Below are 22,369 nucleotides of genomic sequence, written 5' to 3' on the forward strand. Positions count from 1 at the left end.
AGCACCTTACATCAAAGGATAAACAGTAGTTTTTGGAGTTAAATAACCAGTAACTTTAACACCACTAGGAGTAAATCCAATCCACATATTTGGACTATCCGGTGAAATAGTCTTGTTTTTATATGCAGCATCCACCTCTACCTTAACTCTATCTGCTGACCAAGAATCAGGAAACATGGTTGATTTCTTTGTCAAAAATTTGCCAGAATTAGCAGGATCTGGAATTTGTATAATTGCTTCATAAACTCCATTTTTGTCTGCTGCTTTCGTTATTGTTTGAACATCGACTTGCCCCGTAGCAATACTATGTCCTCCAGTAATTTTCTTTCCATTTTTGCTAACCTCAGTAGCAAGAATATGCCCATCAAAATCAATTGGGGCTGTAACTTTGCTAACATTTTTTGATGCTTGGATATTTAAATCGCTTGCAGCCTTCGCTGCTTCTGCAGCCTTCATCTCCACACTGGCAATCTCAGCTACTTTCTCTGCTTTAACGCCAATCTTGATTAATTCTGCGGACTTGCTCAGCACTTTCCCCAAACCTGGAATCACATCCACGACGCTCGTTGGGAAAAACACCTCATTTGCTGCATACAGCATCGCCAAAGCCGCCAACTCTGGCTCAGACAATCCGCCACGGCTTGCTGCTTCATTGATGTAATTGGAAATCGCATCGCGTTTTTCCACCATGCTTTGAACTTCGAGTTTCTCCAGTAATTCGGCAGTTTTTTCCAATCCTTTCTTGCCATTCTCGCTAATGTATTTCTTCGCGTCGTTAATTGCGCCTTTGACCGCATTTTTGACGTTGGAGTTATTCTCCATTTCAATCAAGGCCGCAGTATTGGCTGCGGTGGCATTCGCACCTGCTACAGCAGCAATCCCGGCAACCAGACTGGTGACCAGATTTTTGCGATTCTCTTTCTCTTCCGCCGTCATGTTTTCGGCGTTTTTGTCATCCAGCATCGAAATGAGGTTATTCAGCAGCACGCTGGAGGCTGCTCCGAGTGCGCCTGCTCCGCAATTTTGCCCAGTGGCTGCCGCGCCAGCGCAACCGACAATCGCGTGTAATGCGGTTCGCGCAGTTTCGTCGTTCAGGTCGTCAGCGATTTTTTTGACCTGTTCAGTGGCGAGGCTTTGCAAATAACCGACCGCAGCGTTTTGCACGAGGCCAGATATTCCGTCCGTCACATTGCCACCCACCGCCGCTTGCAGCACCGTCATTGCCCTGCCGTATTCGCCACCGGGGAGCCATTTGGCTGCCTCATCATAGGCGAGTTTGGCTTGTTCCCTTTCTGGACTGCCCGCCGGAAGCGCTTCCATTTCCGCTTTTTTCTGGTCAGCTTCCTTGGCTCGGTTGGCCATAAAGGTGCCCGCTTCGTTGATAAACGCTTCGGTGACCTTGAAGGCTTCGTCGATTTGCTCTTTATCGAAGTTGTTGGCCAGTTGCCCCCCGGTGTCGCCGGTGTCGCGCCGGATGCTGGCTATCATGTCCTCAACACTTTTGCCGGTGAGTTTTTGCTGGGCGTCTGCGTTGGTGATGGTGATGTTGCCGTCGCTGATGGCGCTGTAGGTGGTGCTGCGGTCATCACCGCTGCCGCTCATGAAGATCGGGACATTCGTGTTCGTCCCGTTTTTGTCGGCGACCGTTGCCAGATTGGAATCCGGGTCTGATTTCTGTCCCATCGTGTCGCCCGAAATGCTAAATCCGCCGCCAATGCCGACACTGCTGGCGTCGTATTTGGAATGGTTTTCGATGTTGCTGACGGTGATGGTGCCAGTGGTCAGGCTGTTGTTGGTCGCGTCTGCCGTGCTGGCAATGATCGCGCCTTTCAGGTCGGTGTTGCCTTTGACGGTAATGTCAAAGCCGCCATCGCCAGCCATCAGCCCGCTTTGCTCGCCCACGGCGGCGTAGTCAGCGTTGATTTTTTCTTTGCTGTAGCTGGCACTGCCGGAGAATCCGATGCCCACCGTGACACTGGCGCTGGCGTTCATTTGTTTGCTGTCATATTTGCTCAGGTCTTGCAGGCTTTCAATATTCAGATTACCGCCAATGTCGGCGATGATCTGCTCACCTTTCGCGACCGCGCCGATCAGGTTGGTGTCGCCACCGCTAATAATGGTCAGCGTGTCACCCGCAGTCGCGTGGCTGTTTTGCCAGGTGAGGCCTTCGCCGTCGGCGTGACCACGACCGATGCTGCCGTTGGCAGTAAAGCCAATGCCGCCGCCTTTGCCGACCGTGATGGCAACGCCAGCACCCCAACTGCTGGATTTATTCTTGCTGTGCATGCTGTCGGTGTCTTGTGCTGCGGTCAGCGTGATGTCACCGTCGGCGACAAGGGTAAGGTCTTTACCGGCGTTGAGTTCGCTGCCGATGACATTGATGTCGCTGTTTTTGCCTGAGCCAGTGGCAATCAGGGTGACATTGCCACCGGCATTGAGGGTGCTGCCGCTGTGGCGCAGCGTATCGCTGACCGAGGTGCTCTCGGACTTGGATTCGCCATAGGTGATGCTGATGCTGACATTGCCGCCACCATCGCCTTTACCCGCGCCACTGCCCATGCCTTGCATCGCGTCAAAGGCATTTTTACCCGCCAGCCCGGCGGTGGCACCTGCGATCAGGCTGACTCGGCTGTCTTTGCTGTCGGCGGCGGTTTTAGTCATGTCGAGAGCGGTTTTGGCCGATTCGAGTGCGGTCAACATCGGCGCGCTGACTGCAACCGTGATGCCGCTTTGTTCGAATTTTTGCGTATCGGTGCGGCGTTCCTGGTCGCGCCCGGTATCGATCTGAATGTGGTCAGCAAGCACGTTGATGTCACCCTTGAGCGTACTGACGTCGCTGCCGCTGATTTTCACGCCATTGTCGGCAATCAGCGTGATATTGCCGTTCTGGCTGCCAATCAGGCTGCCGCTGAGGCTTTGTTGGCTGCCTGTGATCTGGGTATCGGTACTTTGCTTTTGCTTGCCATAGGTGATGCTGAAGCCTCCATTGCTGAAGAGGCCGGTTTGCTGGATTTCCTTGAACTGGTGCTCGGTGTAGTTCTCGGTGACTGCAGCGATGGTGAGGTCATTGCCAGCCTTAAGCGTGACGTCATCGGTGGCAACGACATTGCTGCCGAATACGTCCAGATCGTGGCCGCTCTGGATGCGGACACTGTCGCCGCTGATGGTACTGCCAACGGCGCTTTCGACATCGCTTTCGTTCAGCGTGGTGGTGGTTTTTTTGCTGAGCAGGCCTTTGCTGGTGTACTGGTGCATTTCTTCGCTGCGGCTGCGATCCATGCCAGCGACGATGCTGACGTCGTGTCCGGCACTGAGGTTGATTGCGCCTTCGTCGCTGCGGATATTGGCGGCGGTCGCGCTCAGGTCATGGCCGGCAGAGAGCGTCAAATCGCCGGTAACATCAATGTTGCTGCCTTGCACCGTCTGGCTTTCGGTATTGCGCCAGTTATTGGCTTTTTGCCAGGTTTTTTGGCTTTCGCTGTTTTCGCTGGCGGTGGCCAGCGTCAGGTCACGCTCTGCCGAAATCTGCGTTTGGCCATCCTCACCACTATTACTGATGTTGGCAGCAGTGAGCGTCAAATCGCGCCCGGCCTTGATAATCAAGGTGCCACCGTCGCCCAGCACCGAAATGCCGGTACGGTCACCCACCGTGTTCGCGCTGCCATGGGTAATACTGCCGCCCAGACGTGCTGCGCTGCGCTCGCTGGTTTCCACACTGGTGGTCAATGTGCGCGAGTTGCTGGCAATCACAATATCTCGCCCAGCATTGAGTTGGACTTCTTTTAGTCCTTCGATCAGGCCGCCGAGCTGTTTCAAGTCATTTTGTGCCGAAAGGCTAACTTCATCGGCTCGAGCTCGCCCACCGGTCAATTCGATGTCTTTGGCGGTCAGCTCTAGGTTGTTTTTAGCGCCCAGTGTGCCGTTGTTGTTGAGCAGACCGTCGAGCTTGATATTGATATCACGTCCGGCAATCAGGCTACCACTGCCATCCAGATCGCCTTCACGTACCTTGGCATAAACCTGAGGGACGAGCACTTTGGTGGTGCTGCCGTCTGGCAAGGTGACTTCTTGCTCAACCAGCCAGACCATGTCACCGGTGAGCTGCGCCATTTGCTCAGGCGTCAGCGCCACGCCAGGGCGCAGATTGTGCGCTTTGGCGAAGGCAACGCCGTTGTCCATCAAAGCGCGGTATTGTTCGTCGTCGTTGCTGTAATCACCGAGGAAACGCGCCCCCGTCAATTGGGCGATTTGTTCACGCACTAGCTTTTGTTCATAGAAACCGTCACCGAGGCGTTTTTGCGTCACGTCCGGATCGTAAGCCAATGCATCTAGCAGGTAATCGGAGCTTAACCATTTTTTCTGGTTGGTAAAACGCGGATCGGTTTCGACCAGATAGCGACTGCCGGGTTTGGTATTGGTTTTGAACAGACTGTTGTCGGGCAAGGTAAAGGTCGACTGCAGGGTACGGATTGTTTGGACGCCCCCATCGGTACTACCGTCGAGCTTGAGCGGTACTTCCAGCAGCCGAGTGCCTTGTTGCTGCAAGGATCTCCCTTGTGGAGCGCTACCTACGACCGGCCCCTGCACAGTCACCGAGCTACCTTGCACCTGTACATTACCAGTGGATGCAATATTGACGTCGATCTGTTGCGGGTCGCGCGCTGCAATCGTCGTTCCCGGTCCAACTATGGCGCTACCCTGCTCGATTCGACCAGCACTGATGGTAATGTTGGTTGTGCTGGTGGAATTGATGGTGCCAGGACTGCTATCAAGCCTGTAATTGCCACCAGGGAATCCGCACTGGCCGCAACCAGGATTAAACACCAAAGTACTCCAGTAGCTGGTTTTTGTGCCGTGTTCCTCAACTGTGCGTGTGCCACTGGCCTGAATATTCTGCAACGAGACCAGATTCATCGATAGCGTGCGTCCAGCCAGAATCTGGCTGTTATCGTTCAGCAAGGTGCCACCGTTGAGCTGCATGTCGCCACCAGCGATAATTTTGGCGGCATCGGATGCCAGCACCTTGGTTTCGCTCACCGTACGCGTTGCCGAAACTTGATCCCATTCGGTGAATTGGCCATCCGGCGTCACCAGATAAGTGGGCGCACCATCATAAGGTATCGTTGTCACGGGCACGGCCGGTGTAATGCTTACCTGTCCCGACTGATATTGATTGCTACCGACCTGGTAATACGCAACATTGCTTGTGCCGGTCTGGACATCGCCCAACACCAGATGCAGGTCACGGTTTTCAATGGTTTGCGCGTTGATCGCCATATTGCCCAGTGATTCAATCGTTGCACTCAGATTCTTGATCCGAGTAGCCTTTCCTGTCGCTTGTTGATTGGCATCAAGACTGCCGCCGATGGACATGTCACCCATGCTGAAAATCAAGCCATGCTCGCTGTTGGTTAGCGTGCCGACCCCCAGATCAAGCCGGTCACGCGCAGCAATGGTCGCTGCCGTGCCATTTTCGACTGTGTTGAGCAACTGGCTGGATTGAATGGCGATGTGGTCGCCATAAATCCGTCCGCTACCCAGATTATTGAGCGTGCCGACTTCCAGCCAAGCCAAGCCACCGTCAATCAGTCCCCGATTGGTGAGTGTGTTATTGGTGACCAGATGTATAGCCCCACCATTGATTTCTCCATTGGCCTGGTTGTCAATACTCCCCGCCTGTATCGTGGCCATTAATCCGGAACGAATCAGGCCAGCATTGCTGAATTGGCCAGTAGTGGTGAAATTGAGATTGCTGCCGCTTTCTATCGTGCCATTGTTGGTATAGTTGCCCAACATGCTCAGACTCAGGTCACCCAGACTGGCCAGACGTCCGCCTGTGCCACCATAGCTGGCCACATTCAACGAGAGTGTGCCGCCCGATTGCATCTGGCCGTTGTCGTTGTTAATAGCAAGGGCACTACCCGTATCGCGAATGTCGAGCATTTGTTTGGCTGCGAGCAAACCTTGGTTATTTTGTATAGTGCCGCTGCTGCGAATATTGAGCGCCTGGTCGACTTGGATTGTTCCACTTCGATTATCAAAGTTGGTCGTCGTCAAGGTAATACTGCCACCTGCGATGCCGGTATCTCCACTGTCGGTATTGCGATTATCGAGGCTATCGGTGTCAATCTGAACTGAGCCGCCGGCACGAATCAGGCTAGCCTGATTGTCGATCCGATCCGCCGTAAGACTGATATCGCCACTGGCCTGAATTTGTCCGCCCAGATTGTTGAGCGTGTCGGCGGCAAGCTGGATGTTTTGTCCGGCCAGAATTTTTCCGTCGTTGTTGAGCGTGTCGCTGTGCAATGTCATATCGCGACTGGCATACAGCAGACCACCACGGTTCTCAATATTGCCTGTTTGCAATGTCAGGTCACCGCCGGATTGGATTTGCCCGCTGGTGTTGTCGAGGCTGGCACTACCAAGGCTGAGCGAATCGCTCGCATTGATTGTACCGCCTGCGTTGTTCAGGGTTTGACCATTCGTATCAAGCAGCACTTGTTGCCCGTTAATTATCCCCTGATGATTGTCGAGCGCCGCCGCACTGTCCAGCTGAAGGGTTCCAGCTGCCAATAGCTTGCCTTGGTCATTATTGATACTAGCGACATTCAGTTGCAGGTCGCCATTCATCGCCGCAATGGTGCCATTCTGATTGTTCAAATCGCCGCTCTGCAACGTGAGTCGGTTTTGTGCAAGCAAAGTGCCAGTGCTGTTATCGAGTGTGTTCAAGCCAGAGAGCACCAGCAAATCAAGCGCAACAATCTGGCCGTCACGATTGGTAAGCGTCCCATTCAGGATGGTGAGGTTTTGTGCCTGAATCAGGCCGCCATCGCTATTGTCGAGTGCACCGGCTGCGTTCATCGTCAGCGTGGTATCGCCCGAACTGGCAATGGTGCCACCACGATTGTCGAGTGTGCCGCCGAGGGTAATCTGCGTGGAATCCAACCCCGTTTGCAGAATTTGTCCCTGCCGGTTATCGAGCGTGTCGCCCTGCACGGTCAGTTGCCGTGCCTGAATTACACCTTGCTGATTCAAGACGCTGGCGCTGTCGAGTTGCGCATGACCAAGACTGATTAACTCGCCATTACTGTTGTCAAACCGGTTTGTAGTCAGCATCAAGCTGCCTGAACCCGCATGTTCAATACTGGCCTGATTGTTGAGCAATTCAGCGGTATTGATACCGAGTTGATTGCCATTGCTGGCGATGCGGCCAGCGGTATTATCGAGCTGGGTGGCAATATTGAATTGCGTGTCGCCCGCTCCAGATTGCAGCCATTCGCCGCCCTGGTTGTTCAACTTGTCGGCGTTGACGGTAATCTGGCCTGCACCAATGCTAGCATCGTGACTGGACAGGGTCTGAGCGACATCGGCCGTCAGAGCGCCACTGCTAATCAGCGTGCTGCCATCCAGCGTAGCATTGTCATGAGTCAGCGTAATGGCCTTGGCCTGAATCTCACTCTGGGTATAATCAAGGGTTTGTCCACTGAGTTGCAAGTTACCGGCGGAAGCAATGACGACTTGATGGCCATGCTGCGAAGCCGATTGAATGGTCAGAGCTCCAGTGCCAGCATGTTCGATGTTGGCCTGATCGTTGACCAGTTCTGCAGCATTAATCGTGAGGTTATCGCCATTACTGGCAATCCGGCCTGCAGTATTGTCAAGCCGGGTGGCGACGTTGAATTGCGTGTCACCAGAGCCCGATTGCAGCCATTCGCCCCCCTGATTGTTCAGGGTTGTTGCGCTGACCGTCAGTTGCTCGGCGCTGATGCTGGCGTCACGCGTGGATAGCGTTTGCCCGATACTGACTTGCAACTGGCCGGTGCTGGCGAGTGCCGAGCCATCCAGTGTTGCATTGTCATGAGTCAGGCTGATAGTTTTACCCTGAATCGTACTATTGGTGTACTGCAGGGTTTGACCGCTCAGATTCAAATGACCCGCGCTGGCAATGGCGCTTTGATCGCCATGCTGATTATCGGACAGGATGGCAAGCGTGCCACTACCAGCATGTTCAATGCTGGCCCCATCATTCAGCAATTCCCCGGTGCGCAAGGTCAAATTGTTGGCATTGGCGGCAATACGGCCGCCACGATTGTCGATGCGCCCGACAAAATCGAGCGTGAGATCAGTGCTTCCCGTTTGCAGCAATTCACCATCGCGATTGTCCAGTTGTCGGGCGTGCAGGCTGAGCTGACCGGCACTGATACTCGCTTGTTGAGTGCTGATGCTGTCACTGGCATTGACGACCAGTGCGCCATGGACATTGCCTTGCACACCATCCAGCTGGATTTGATCTCCTTGTGCCGACAGACTAGCGGCCGAGAGCTGGCTATCTGTCAGATTCAGTTGGGGTGATTGCCACTGTTGAGTACCACTGCTGACCAGCATGCCTGCAGCGGTGATGTTTTGTCCTGCACGTACATTGAGCGTGGCATTGCCGGTCATCTGCCCTTTATCGTTCAAGCCGGCCAACAGACTGCCATTTTCTCCTTGCAGAACGGCAGTTCCTGCGTTGAGGCGCAAGGCTTGTTGGCCTGCCAGCACCCCGTGATTGACGATGTCCGTTTCCGATGCCAGTTGGGTAGTGCCTTGCGCGTAAATTGTCCCCTGGTTGGTGATCTGGGTTGCGGAGACAGTGACCTGCTGACTGGCACGCATCAATCCGCTGTTAACCAGACGACCATCGGCAGTGACCGTAACCTCCCCGGCACTGGCACCAATCTGCCCGGCATTGCGAACGCCAAGACCCGACTCGGTGCCCACCAGTTTGATCTTGTTGGCGTACATGCCCCCCAGTGCGGACACATCAATGCCAAAGCTGGGTGTAGCTCCGGTGCCCGTTGTCTGAGTACTTTGCCCAGTGGACAGTTGATAATCACCACTACCAGCAGTCACATTCAGCTGCTGAGCCCAGATCCCGGCATTGACCTGTACCGCACGAGCAATAATGTCGGTAAATCCGGGTTGGTTTGCATTCATACCGTCACCGGTAAAGGAAACCGTGCCTTTGCGCACCCTGAAGCCTTCCAGGTTGCCATTGTTCATGATCGCCGTTCCCGTGGTCAGGGTGGCACGATTGGCATTGATAAATCCGCATCCGTCGCAACTGATACCCGCCGGGTTGGCAATCACAACCTGTGCCGATTGGCCTGCAACTTCAATAAAACCGTTCAAATAACTGGGGTTGGCCGAGTTGACTTCGTTGAGGATGATTCGGGCACTGCCAGCAGCCAGCCATGGATTGGCTTGCACCCAGCCTGTCAATTGCGTTTGCACATCAGCACGGGAATTGTTCAGAATGACGCCCTTTCGATCCACATCGAATTGGCTGTAGGTATTACGTGAAACCCCACCGGTGCTCGGAGTCTGGATATTGACCTGCTCAATGCCATTGGCAGTACGCAGTACAGTCGGCTGCTGATTGTGAGGAGCAGTAGGGTCTACCTTGACAGCGGCGAGACTGACCGGACTGATCGCAACGCATCCCAATACCCACAACACGGCCATACGTAACGGACTGATCCATGCACTAAACCGGCCTTCCGCAGTCCCACTCCCCGCCGTTGATGTTTTGCCTTCCGGGCAGACATTTTCCGCAACCGCCATCAACTGGCCACGTGCTTTATTGAATACGATGCGGTAAATATTCTTGTTCATGGTAAATCTGCTTTGAAATAAATCGGAATCTGAAACGGTAATAGCGGGAAACGGTAATAGCGGGAACTCAGTTGAAACTGAAGCCCCTATTTACAGGCACTCAAATCCAACAGGTCACTAGAAAGACAAATTGACGTTAAAACCCACCGCGACCGGTGCAGTTTTGAATCCATCTGGTTTGATGAGTGGCTGCCCGGCAAAGGCCTCGTAACCTAAAGACTTGATTTGTCCTCGCAGCCCCAGCACATAACCAGCCAGTTCACGCCCTAACAAATATTGGGCAGTTCTTCCAGCGACCTGACCATAATCAAGCCCCAGATAAAGCTCGCTGCCGAGTTCTGGAATCGCCCAACCTAGATCATTGCGGAGAACCCAGCCACGTTCCGCCATCAAGGTGCTTTCACCGTCAAAACCTCGAACGGTATAACGATTGCCAATCGAAAAACGATCCTGAGCAACCAAAGGGGTACGATCCAATTGGGCACGCCAGTTAGCGCTATAACGTAGCCCGACTCCGGCAAGCTTGAATGGCATTCCCCACTGAGCAGAAGCAGTCCACAATGCCATCCGCGAAGTGCCTTCGCCAAATGCTTCTTCTGGCGCACGAAGTGCATCGTTGGCACCCGTTCCCCTTCGATAAGCAACATCAAGATCCAGAGTACTTTCGCCAAAATGCTGCCGATGCGACAACCCGGCCTCCCAGCCGGATGTGCGTCTGCGCTGCACTTCGACTTCCACATCTTCGATGTAGTTTTTACCCATTCGGGTCCAGCCTTTCAGGCGCCACGTCGACTTGCTGCTGGCATCCCGCCAAAACAGGTGGGATACCGTGATGTCGCTGTTTTTGCTGTTTCCGCTGTACTGATAATCTTGATAAGCACCTGCCACATTCTGGTAATAGGAACTGGCACTGTGATTCCAGGCAAATGACCAATACCCCAGCGGGATCGAGTAATGAACCGCATAACCATCGGTGCCGTACTGATCATCATGCTTGCTCAAGTCATGGTTGAATGAGGCGTAAAACAGATCATTCAGGGTCAAGATATGATCCAGCGACACGGTTGCAGAGCCTTGCAACTTGCCAGTGCTTTCACTGCCGGAGTCATCAATACTCAGACTGATACGCACTGGCAGCGCTTGCTGCCATTTCACGACCAGATCACTTTCGCCCGGTTGTGCCCCCTCACCACTAGCCGGAACAATTTCTATGTCGGCCTCTGCAGTAGGTACACGTTTCAGATTTTCAAGCCCCTGCTCGATATCGCGCAAATTCAGTAAATCACCGGTCTTCATGGGAAGCGCATTCCAGAGGGTTACCCTTGAGTCAACGCCGTCCGCCGGACGAATGGCTCGAATCCGGCCAGGAACAACAGTCAGCACTAGCGTGCCGGTCGTCAGACTCTGTTCACCGGCAAACAATCGAGTGGTCACAAAGCCGCGTTGAACAATGGCATCCTGAATTCGCCCCATGACCAGATTAATGCCTTCGCTTCCCAGGCAACGTCCCAAGGCCATATCGGGAGCATTCGCGGCAGCCAGTGCCCACTCGAACTGGGCAGATTGATCGCCAATCAGGGTAATGCGTTCGATGGGAAAACAAGGGGTTTCCTGTGCGGGCAAGCGCTTATCCGAGCTCGACGCTGGCCGATCCAGCCGGACCTCAGGCTGCAGATCCTCCATGGCAGAGCGCAAAGATTGCTCCTGCTCCTGCTGCCGCTGCCGATTTCTGGCGTCCTGCTCCAGAATCTGGCGAGGTTCAAGTGCATAACTGAATTGGGTTACAAACCCAATTACGCAAGCCAGTGCGGTGTAATTTATACGGATCAAGCAATTGGACGATGAATCATTCATTAATAACAACCGCCAATTTATTCGCAAAAACAAAATAAAAAACAGACATACGATTTACAAACGAAAATCAAAACAATAAACCCCAAATCACAAAAAACACCAACCAATACCACCAACTCAACTCACAACCAAAAAACCATTTAATTTAATTGAATAAATTTTTATTAAATTAAATTAAATGGTTATTAAATTAGATCAGCAGAACCTCATCGGCCAGTCAATAAACCACTGGCGAACTACACCATACAATCACGTGAGCATTGGGATGAGTATCCTCTACAGCCAGAGCTTTGCTGCCAGCAAGGCAAACTCACTCGCACAATGCCGTCAAGTTCTCCCAGCTCATAACGAGCACTTATAGTGCTTAGCCAAAGCACGAAAACCCTGTCTGCAATATTTCAAACCACATGAAAAAGCATGACAAATTAAGAAATATTAAGGTTCGTTAATGTAGCCAAAAACCAGACACAATACAACCACGCCAATGATTTTCAAGGATTTTATTACTGGATTTCCGACAGAAGGTGAGACCAAGACATAAGAGATGCCCAAGGTCTTTAGAGCGTTCCCATTCTTGAAGAAAATGCCGTTGTGCTGGACAGGTCATCTATCAGATTGCAACCTTCATCTTTGCTGTTCCATGCCTTGGTTACTTTTCCCTGCGCCATTCATGCCGACCAAGCAATTGAATTTATCCAGCTTAATCGTCATATCAGCCAGTGACTTGAAATTTCTTATCGTTATTTTCTCAATCATCCCCAGCTCCTCCAGTTATTCCTTTCATTGTATCCAGCTGATACCGTAAATTTGCTGTAGTTCACCGACACCCATTGCACTGCTGAATACAGCTGGTTTTTGGCGTAATACGGCCCGTTATGTACTTTTGCGACGTCAGTTTACTTCTGATGATTGCGTAAGCAGATAGACCGGGTGACAATCAACCCGTCGACAGGTAGTTGTAGGAAAAAGTGATTGTCAGGTGCTTACGACTGCAAGGCATTCAATATAATTATTGATTTCACGCTAGAGCATTGAGAGCAGCATAAAGCGAGAAAAGATTGCTGATGATCTACCAATAATTGCAATTAGCCATAGCGTTGTAGTTAGTATTAACAGACTTCGCATGTATTGCCCTGATTGGCTGAGCGGATACCCCATTGCTGCAAATATTTTCGCGATGCAAGGATGTCATGATGAGTATTACTAGCCTATCCAATGCAGGTGGGCCTGCGGCAAGGCAAGGCTTCAAGTATCAAGATCACGTGGCAGTCAGTTTCATCTTCAAGATGCTCCGCGATAGCAACTACTCCCAGGTGGAGTGCGAGACTGCTGACGATATCGTCGTGGTGTCCCACTGTTCGGGGGGGCTCGTAAATGAGTACATCCAGGTCAAGACGACCGAAGGTGACAGCAAATGGAATTGGCAGGAGGTCATCGCGCTCGACGGTAGCAAGGCCGACTCTTCCCTGCTGCATAAGTCACTGAAATGCGACGTGCGCCCAGGCCTTGCCCGTTTTCGAATCGTGACCAAGCGTGACGTCGCGAAAATTCTTGAGGGTTTTAAAATTGAGCTGGATAAGCGCGTTTTGCCTGATACTACAACAGAGCGAGGGGATAAACTGGTAAAGAAGTTTAAAACCTTCTCATCCCCGCAAAAACGAGATTTCACCTACTGGGCAAAAAACAGTGTCTGGCAGGTATACGGAGATGTCGAAGCGCTGGAGGCGGTTAATATCAAGGCTCTGTCTCAGCTTGCGGAGAGGCTGGGCAACCGCCCTAACATCACTCAGTTGCAGGCAATTTATGAAGAATTCCTAGAGATTGCTGATAAGGCAGCCACGGCCTGTGTTAAGTCAGCAGCAGCAACCAAGATTATTCTCCGAGAGCCGGCGCTGGCACACCTGAAAAAGTTATTAGAAGAGGCGGATGACAAGTCAACGGCCACCTCCAAACCTTACAAGAAGCGCCCAGATCCCTTTTTGGTCGAATTTCATGCAAGCACAGAAGAGGGGCGGCTGCATTCATTTTCCGGCTTTGACGTGAAGTATTCGCTGAAAAAATGGCGACACGAGAACTTCGCAAAGCACCTCATCGAATGGCTACCCGAGTTTTCATTGAAGGCCAGCGAGATCGTCAATATCCATGCGCACAACGCCGAAGCGATTCTCGCCCGATCAATTAGTACCTTCAGCGACAGTGATCTACCGCGTGACAGGCTCATCGCGGAACTGATTCTCCACGCCATCCTACGTAGTCGTCAAAACAGCGAGCCTGTGGCATGCAAAGTTTTTTACAAATCTGCTGGCAAGCTGTCGGAGTTTGGTAACGCCCATATCGTTCAGATACCTGGCCAGGACGATCAGTTATGGCTAGGCCTTGCTCGCCTGATTGAAGCAAACGCCATGGATGCAACGCAGGGGCAGATCTGCGAAGTCCTTGACGAGACGATCTCAGAAACAGTGCTGTCGGCAGAACGCGAAATCATCATTGCTCTGCGCGAACCATTGCACCACCAACCAAAAGCAGAAGCCTTCAACCAGGCCCTGCACCGCAACTCGCCCGTCGATGACATGCTGAATGTCCTCTGTTTCCCGATCCTGTTGGCCTACGACAGCGAAGCGCTTTCGTCAGGATGGTTTGCTGATTACATCAACAACCTCAAGACAGAGATCGAGACCCACTTCAGTGCCTTCACCACACAACTGCCGGAGAACATCAAGCAGGTGAAGGTGATGGTCTTTCTGGTACCAATGGAAAGCATTGAACTGCTAATCAAGGCTTTCAATGATCGCTGCGAAAAGCTGGAAGAACTACAGGTATGAGCTGATCTCTGTTCTTCGATTTGCGCAGCAGAATGCACAAGAAGCGGAAGCTATCCCGAGTAGGCCATCCTACCTCGGAGATCTCAAGGAATGATGCGGTCATGAACTACGAAACGATCAAGCACAAGCTGGCGAAACTCGGTGATGAAGGTTCATCGACGCTCGATGTACTACTGGCCATTAACACCATCGTCAACAGAAGCAACTCTGAATGGGAAGGTCGCGACTTGGTGATACGAGCACTCGACCAATTCAACCTTTTCGACGCAGTCGAACAGTCGCTGCTGCTCAACATGGTACGCGCCGTCGGATTATTCCCCTACATCACGCCTCACCTCAACAACATGGCACTTTCTGACCGCCTGGCTTATGAGGCGCACAGGGTTGAAGGTGTTGAACAGGGTATGGTGTTTCACCATTTGCAGGCCCACGTTTTCAGTTTGATCATGCAAGGCCGCAACGTGGTGCTCAGTGCATCTACAAGTGTTGGAAAAAGCCTCGTAATTGACGCAGTACTGGCACAGCGACGATTCAAAAAAGTGGTCGTGATCGTTCCGACCATAGCTCTGATCGACGAAACTCGCCGCCGCTTGGTTAAGCGTTTCAAGGATTTCAACCTGATCACGCACCCCAGTCAGGAGGCCGCGTCCGACACAACCAACGTCTACCTCCTCACTCAGGAGCGCGTCATTCAGCGTCCTGACCTTGCGGATGTGGAGTTCTTCGTCCTAGATGAGTTCTACAAAATTGACTTGGCGAACGGCACAGACGCAAACACCCGTGCTGTTGATCTGAGCCTCGCCTTCCATAAGCTCGCCAAGACCGGTGCTCAGTTCTACATGCTCGGGCCGCACATCCAGAAGATCTCGGGGTTGGATGGTTACGAGTATCACTTCATCCCGTCCGACTACAGTACTGTCGCGGTCGACATTCAGAATTTCAATTTGGGGATGCGTTCCGAAGAGCGAGTGGAAAAATTGCTGGAGCTGGTTAAAACCCTAGACTCACCCACTCTGATCTACTGCCAGGCACCAACTAGTGCGAACAGGGTCGCCGAATATTTGATTAAGAACGCTGGACTGACCCCTGTGCCGGAGACGCAAGAAATAGCCGCATGGATTTCCAAGCACTATCACTCTGAATGGGACGTTGCAAAGGCCATATCTCTGGGAATCGGGATTCATCATGGTGGGGTGCCGCGCGCACTCCAGCAGTACATCGTCAAACTTTTCAACGATGGTACTATCAAGCGGATCATCTGTACGTCGACGATGATCGAAGGCGTCAACACCTCGGCAGAGAACGTAATCATTTACGACCGCCGCCTGAACACCTCGACGTTCGACTACTTCACGTACAAGAACATTTCTGGTCGTGCAGGCCGCATGAATAAGTACTTCATTGGCAAGGTGTTCATGCTTGAAGCGCCCCCTCTTGAAAAAGGGCTGACAGTCGAGTACCCCATCGGCAATCAGGATGAAAGCTCCCCTATGGGGCTACTAATGCAGTTGGAGCCCGAGTATCTGACTGACATCTCGCGAGGCCGATTGCAGGATGCGTACACCAACCCGATACTGTCGCCGACAACTTTAATCGAGAACCGGCACATTCCGATTGATCGGCAAGTCGAGGTAGCAGAAACGATCATTAATGGCCTGTCGCTCAGCAGCGAACTTCTGTGCTGGAAAGGCATTCCTGAGCCGAAGCAACTCAATTACCTATGTGAGCTGGTCTACAGTCTGGAGGGGGGTAACCTGATGGACTACGGAATATCGTCCAGCTCGCATTTGGCATGGCACATCAATGAGCTCCGAACTCAGAAAAACCTACCAGCTTACCTAAAAGACGCAGTAGAGAATCGGCTACAGGAACACACACCCAGCGAAGCGATCAACCTACGACTGAAATTCATCAGAAACATGGTGTGCTTCCGATTACCTCGAGACGTCATGGCCGTGAATACAATTCAGGCCGACGTGCTAGCGAAAGAAGGGATTGAGCCGGGCGATTTCAGCTTCTTTGCTGAGCAGCTTGAAAATATCTTCCTCGACCCGCTACTCACTGCGTTGGACGAATATGGAATTCCCACTCAGATCTCGACCCAGATCAAGAACCTTATCTTGCCATCCGAACATCTGAACGACCTACTGGCGAAACTTCGGACCTTGGCCCCCAGAATAGAGCACCTTCAACTGACTGGCTTTGAGAAAAACTTAATGCGGTGGGCTGTCTCCGAAATGTAGCGTGCTTTACTGTGTACAGCACGCCTCGTGAGCAAACGCGCACAGACATTAATGTTTGAATTCAGTGGCTATTCGGAACCGGACTCTATACCCAGCAGCTTTTCAACGTAGGAGAACGTCAGCCCACTGACGGGCGAAGACCTACGAGATTAAATCTTTTCACATATCACAAGCCTAGGAATTTGGTCGCGACAATAGTGCTTTCCATGGTTTATCCCCTGAACGTGACGCAAAAATAATTGGAAGATTATTATTTGGACAAGTCTCAGGAAATGCGACAAGCAATGACTGCGAGCCAACGCCAAGTGCCTCTTTGTAAAGGCCAGCGGCAAGTCGAATACACAATGCCTTCGCACGATCATGTACTTGCTGATCTTCCCAAAAACCAGAACCCGAGGTACGGAACGCCCTGTTGTCATCTGTCAGGGTTTCACATATGTGCAGCCGAACCGTGACATCTGGAAAACGTTCAAGGGAAGCTTGAATTGTGCGCTCAGCCTCTTCTGTAGCAAAAAGAATAATCAGAAAGAGAGGGATTTTATGAGTTACGAGAGAAGCACCTATTTCATCAATTAGTCCAGAAAGTGATTCATCGATTGTTCGGCCAGTGCCTGCAATGTCGTCAACAACTATCACCGCATTTGGTCGATTATCCTCTGTCGTAAGGCGACGGGCCGACTTACCTGGCTCCACCACGCACTCCATTAGGAGGCTATTTTCTTTAGCATACGCGCGGGCATAGGCAGAGCCACTTTTCCCTGGACCATCCATGTAGGTCACCAGTAAATCACGCCGCTTCTCTACTTTGGTCTCACGTACACGCGGTGGTGTTGCCTTGGCTACGATCCGATCATGTGCATATCGTAGCTTTTCCGCTATCTGTGGCAAGGTAACAAATTTCAAATTCTGCAGAATAGTAAAAAGCTGTCTCTGTTCCTGAGTATTGGCGACTTGGTCAAGCCAAGCGCGTACAGACTCGCTGGTTACCTCGTGACCTCTATACAAAGGCCAGTGCGAGACAAGGTATTCAATCTCGCCAGACTTCACATAAGCAGCATCGTTAGCCTTTTGGATTTCACTTTCCAAATCATCAGCTAACGTACTGGCAATCAATTTATTGATTCCAACGTCCCGGATCCAACGTTGAAAAATGGGAAGGTGCATTGTTAAGTCACCGTCCATTTCCTTCATGATGTCACGTCGGAAAAAATCCTCTAAAAGTGGTGTGACTTCAAACGATTGAAGGACACTGCTTATGTGCTCGGCAACAGTGATCCGATTTGTAATACCTGACCGCAGTGCTCGTCCAAATGCAACTAGTATGCGTAGACGCTTGAGTTCTATAACCTCTGCTTCATCTCGCTCGGCATTGATGCCGTCTTTCCAGAAGTGAGCAAACGCGTTGGTGTCGAGTTCAGTAACTCGGCCATTCAAAGCATGCCTGATGTCACTTACGATAATTTCGGTATCCCGCTGAGCGACAGCTGTAGAAAAGACTTTGGCACAGAGCAATTTTGTGTAGTAAGGATGGCCATTCGTAACACTGAATAGCTCGTTGAGTGCCGAATCTTCCCAATTCAAACTGCTTCTGACGGGGCCAGTCACTAGCTCAACGTAGTCATTCCATTCATCGCTACGGGAGAAATAGTCGAGCGGTTCACGGACGAATTTGTTTAATTGGTCGCCTTGCGCACCGATGATGAAAGGCATTTTTTCCCCGCCGACAAGAATAAAGGCGAGGTTTTTGCGGGCAGCCAACGTACGTAGATTTGCAAAGAATGCTTCTGCCAGCGGTCCAAACCGGTACATCTCAGGATGAATTTCATCAAACTCATCTAGTACGATGATGAAGCGCTTGCTTGGACAGGTTGTTTCAAGCAGTTTTGTGATTGAATTCAGAGGAGCAAGTGACCCATCGAAATTCGAAGTGGGAAGGTCCATTCCCGGCGGAAGATGGGAGCGCAAAAATGTGTAGACTTGCTCGCCGAGGGATTTCACGGTACTGGACGCGTCAGCAGCGCAGTATTCTCCCCACTCTAGGTAGTATGTTATATACGTTGTGGAGGCCGTTGCATGGGTGCTGACATAGCTCAGTACTGCCTGGGCAAGCGATGTCTTCCCGATTCGTTTTTGGCCCGTAATATATGTAGAACTCATCTGGGCCTTAAGCAGACGATTTCCAATCGCTTGGACTTTAGCCCTGCGCCCAACAAATTTATCACCTTCCGCAACCTCTAGGCTATATGGATCCAACTGCTCGAGTTGCCCCCAATTGACGTTGGGATTCTGCGCTGTCAGTTGAACATCGAGAGAAATGGCTGTGCGGTCGCCAAATAATTGATTCCAACTTACCTCCATTGCCATATTGACGAGGCTTGCTGGCTGCACCACCATTGCTTTAACTGATACGGCGAATTCCCCTGGGGGAATATCACCCAAATGAATCTCTTCAGTATCAAGGGCGAGTGAGTTGCTCGCGTCGGTATCAAGCTTGACTACGACATCTACAGCTACGCCTGGGCCATGGTTGACCATCGGAATAGTGATGGTTAGCAGCTTATTCTCATGATGAAGCGTGTACCGCTTTTCCGCGACATGAGGTGCTTTACGGCGGGTCTCAAGGCTACAGGTAAACTGGTCTTCCGCTCCCGCCTTAATCGACTGTAGCGCACGCTCAACAGCTAGGGCAAAGTTCGCGACATAGCCTCGAGTAAGAAATGATGGGGATGTACAGGCGGCCTTCCTAAGGTCGCGACAGCTTTCTGCCAGACGATCAAAGCGTGATTTGTAAGTTGCATCCTTACATGCGACAAGTTCAGAAATTTGTTCACATACATGGGCAACACTGCTCTTAAGACCCGTCCAGCCAAAAGGTTGAAGGTACGCATTACAGAGGCCGTGCCGGAGAGCCCGCTGAATGTCAACGACGATACCATCTATTTCGGCGAGGGTAGATGGCAATTCCTGAAGAATCAGTAAATTTGAGCAAATTGTTTCGTGAAATCCCTTTAGCACAAGCATTTTTTCAAACGTTTGCCGCTTCTCGGAAAGCTTCAGATTGCGCAACTGGTCTTGAAAGCCTGCCTCTATTAATTCCACTACTTTTCGCTCAAGAAGATGCTCATCCTCAAAGGGAAGGAATCTATCTACGGACAGGGCTCTGATAGCCAGGATTGCAGAGTCACGACGTCCCGCTTGTTGTTGAGTTGCCTCTTCAACAAGATCCGATAAGGGTTTAGTCGACCAATCTCCAGAAAGATCGCAGGCATAGGCTATAGCTTTCTTAAGGCCCCCCAACGCTTCTTTGAGATTCCTCTTGGCCTCAACCCCCTCTTCGACCTTTGCAAGGGCTCGCTCCATATCCCAAATGGCCTGCTGACTGTTGTTATTATTTGCTAATTTCATATTAGCCGGAACTCGTGCGTAACAGGAATAGCAAAGTATACCGTGATATTGACGTAATGGTCGCAGACCTCAGAAATAGTTTACGCCAAGCGTAAAGAAAATCGATCTCCCCCGCCCTTGTTCCCCCAAGATTAAGTGGCACTCGGATATTAAATTTCAGCTACATCCCAAAAGTAATCCTTGCCCACTCAGGGTATAGTGGCTTTCTGAATTTAGCCACCAAACAAGATTGCGCGGATGGTCTGCTTTGGCCGAGCTGCATAGTAATTTCCCTAGAACAAAAAAGACCACAACCTGATGGTATGCGGACTTTCATTTTTAGGACTTCCACACTGACACCTCAACCGTAGCAGACAAAACAATCGATGACACTAAGGACGATTTAGAAGCTTCGTTGGGCAAGTAGTAATCCATGTCGCATTAGAAGTGCCGTTGGTCGACGATACTTATACAACTGCCATCGACATGTTTTACACTCTTCGTGCAAGGCCGCTACACCTGCTTGCCCGCCCACAAGGCGAAGTCGATTCTGACAGCGTAAAACATCAATTACGAGTCCTGCCTTGACCTTCTACTGGTCGCAGTTGGCTCGGTGTGTGGGCGCATCGACGTCACCGTGACCGCGGAGTTCAAGACATGTCTACATCTTTTACGCGTGCTCAGCTAGAGCGTTTTCGCCGCGAAGCAAAGAAACTAGGCCGCGAGCAGTCCATTACGCACAGCGAAGCTTTGGACCGAATTGCGATTTAGCAAGGGTTCAAGAATTGGTCGCTATTAGCCAGACACAGCAATGCGGCATCAACAACACCTAGCATTTCAAAACCGCTATCTGCATCCCGCAGTCAACGCTATCGCTACTATCTTCATGATGATGTGGTCGAAGGTGCGCCGGGAAAATGTTACTGCGTTCGTTGTGACTTTTTTTGGGAACTTGACCATTTTCTGCCTACAAGCTGGCATAAAGACGGAAATGATGGAGAGCGTTTCTTATCTTCTCTTGCTATGTGGAACAAGCTAACGGAGTCGGAGAAAGGTAACCGTTACAGGCCAGCTAACGCCCCGAATATCCTTCAGGAACCTGCGGAGGTAGCCCGTGCGGCTCGTGAAGCATCTCGGTCACCATTTCACCTATGGCTTGAAAAGCAACGCGGCCGAAATGACCTTATTGGTGACTTGGCTCAAGATATTCTTAGCGATAAGGGGTTTCCACTGGGGGCATCAACGCGTCGCGAGGTTGAGGATTACTTATCACATCATGGTGAGCATATTAACAATGCTGTGAGGGACGCTTGGTTTGAATACGAGGCACCGCCCAAGAAGACCCTTGCGCAAGCCTTAGCTCAAGAACTCGGTATCAGTGCATTTGAAGCTGAAGAATTGGCAGATGCTGAAGTTCAAGAACGAACTGGTCATGGCGACGAGATGGTCTATAGCTACTTCTTCGATTTCACTGACTATGCATCACCAGCGTTGGCTGCCAAGCTGCGTAAAAAGCTTGGTTCGCTGCAGTTTGAGATACCACTTTGGTTCTTTGACGATATTCATGATTTTGCGGATATTCGCTGAGTATTGAACGTTGTTAGTCAAAGAATGATACTCGAGCTATAGGATAAGCAGACCTCATAAGCTGGAGCTTTATGGGGTCTACTTTTTTCTGGTTTTCCGGGTATACCGTATATTGTGGCGCACTGATTTCGACCATCGATAAATAGGCTTTGACTGGCCACTTTGGCCGAGTACCAGACTACTTGGTAATCTGGATACACTCGAAACGAGCCTTCAACTGTTGTTCATCTAGCTGATGTTCTTTGTTTGATTGGATTAGCAGCCGTTGCACGATTTTAAGGCCTGCCGCTTCGCAACTGGCCAGGTTGTGGAACCCATCGATCATCGATGGTGAGCCCAGTATGAGATAGACGATTAAAAGCCATTCAGTCATAGATCAAGACGTTGAGTTTGCTTAATGTAAGACTATAGACATTATTTGGATTGTTGAATGGTCTTTGCTGCTCGTGCTCAACGGTGCGTAAGAAACTATTCTAATTCAGGCAAAAACGTGTAAACATTGTGGATCAGAGTGAACTTAAAACCACTGTAGCTGCTAAATAGTGATTCATCTTTGGCAGTCGCTTCACTCACCGGAATAACCTGCAGACCATCTTTCTTGCCACACTATTTCCCAGAAACAAAATCTGACCATTGCCCGTAGACCACCAATTTATCCCTGACAACCTCGAAGAGCTGATAAATCCGACAGTAACCATATGTCGGCAATCAGCTGATTTGGTCCAGCGTTAGGTAAATTCTCCCCGCATATACTACTGACATATTCCATTCGACTATCTTACTTTTAACTCGTTGTTTTTTGTTAATGCAATGTCAGAAGGAACA

The 22,369-nt window shown here is 51.0% G+C and carries 7 protein-coding genes; 3 read left to right on the forward strand and 4 right to left on the reverse strand.

Annotation, left to right across the window (positions count from 1 at the left end; genetic code table 11):
* Nucleotides 1-6: 6 nt before the first annotated feature.
* The 3 genes from ACG2XO_RS14270 to ACG2XO_RS14280 form a co-directional block, all read right to left on the reverse strand.
* The gene (locus ACG2XO_RS14270) at nucleotides 7-9,654 is read right to left on the reverse strand and encodes a hemagglutinin repeat-containing protein (protein WP_410498660.1); all 9,648 of its coding nucleotides are present in this window, start codon (nucleotides 9,652-9,654) and stop codon (nucleotides 7-9) included.
* A 117-nt stretch (nucleotides 9,655-9,771) separates the two neighbouring features.
* A complete protein-coding gene (locus ACG2XO_RS14275; RefSeq protein ID WP_410498661.1) occupies nucleotides 9,772-11,508 on the reverse strand; it encodes a ShlB/FhaC/HecB family hemolysin secretion/activation protein in 1,737 nt (578 codons plus the stop codon).
* A gap of 624 nt (nucleotides 11,509-12,132) precedes the next feature.
* Complete coding sequence (locus ACG2XO_RS14280) at nucleotides 12,133-12,264, reverse strand: AAA family ATPase (RefSeq protein WP_410498662.1); 132 nt, start codon at nucleotides 12,262-12,264, stop codon at nucleotides 12,133-12,135.
* Between the two features lie 437 nt (nucleotides 12,265-12,701).
* Here ACG2XO_RS14280 and ACG2XO_RS14285 point away from each other — a divergent pair, with 437 nt between their 5' ends.
* Both ACG2XO_RS14285 and ACG2XO_RS14290 read left to right on the forward strand, forming a co-directional pair.
* Nucleotides 12,702-14,330, forward strand: a complete 1,629-nt coding sequence (locus ACG2XO_RS14285; RefSeq protein WP_410498663.1) for a dsDNA nuclease domain-containing protein — start codon at nucleotides 12,702-12,704, stop codon at nucleotides 14,328-14,330.
* 101 nt (nucleotides 14,331-14,431) lie between these two features.
* On the forward strand, nucleotides 14,432-16,573 hold the full coding sequence (locus ACG2XO_RS14290) for a DEAD/DEAH box helicase (RefSeq protein WP_410498664.1): 2,142 nt from the start codon (nucleotides 14,432-14,434) through the stop codon (nucleotides 16,571-16,573).
* Between the two features lie 174 nt (nucleotides 16,574-16,747).
* Here ACG2XO_RS14290 and ACG2XO_RS14295 read toward each other — a convergent pair whose 3' ends face one another.
* Complete coding sequence (locus ACG2XO_RS14295) at nucleotides 16,748-19,978, reverse strand: hypothetical protein (protein ID WP_410498665.1); 3,231 nt, start codon at nucleotides 19,976-19,978, stop codon at nucleotides 16,748-16,750.
* An 873-nt stretch (nucleotides 19,979-20,851) separates the two neighbouring features.
* On the opposite strand from ACG2XO_RS14295, the gene ACG2XO_RS14300 reads away from it, so the two are divergent.
* The gene (locus ACG2XO_RS14300; RefSeq protein WP_410498666.1) at nucleotides 20,852-21,544 is read left to right on the forward strand and encodes a YozE family protein; all 693 of its coding nucleotides are present in this window, start codon (nucleotides 20,852-20,854) and stop codon (nucleotides 21,542-21,544) included.
* The last annotated feature ends 825 nt before the right edge of the window (nucleotides 21,545-22,369 follow it).

This window comes from Chitinibacter sp. S2-10 (assembly GCF_046530675.1).
In the GTDB taxonomy this organism is placed as follows: domain Bacteria; phylum Pseudomonadota; class Gammaproteobacteria; order Burkholderiales; family Chitinibacteraceae; genus Chitinibacter.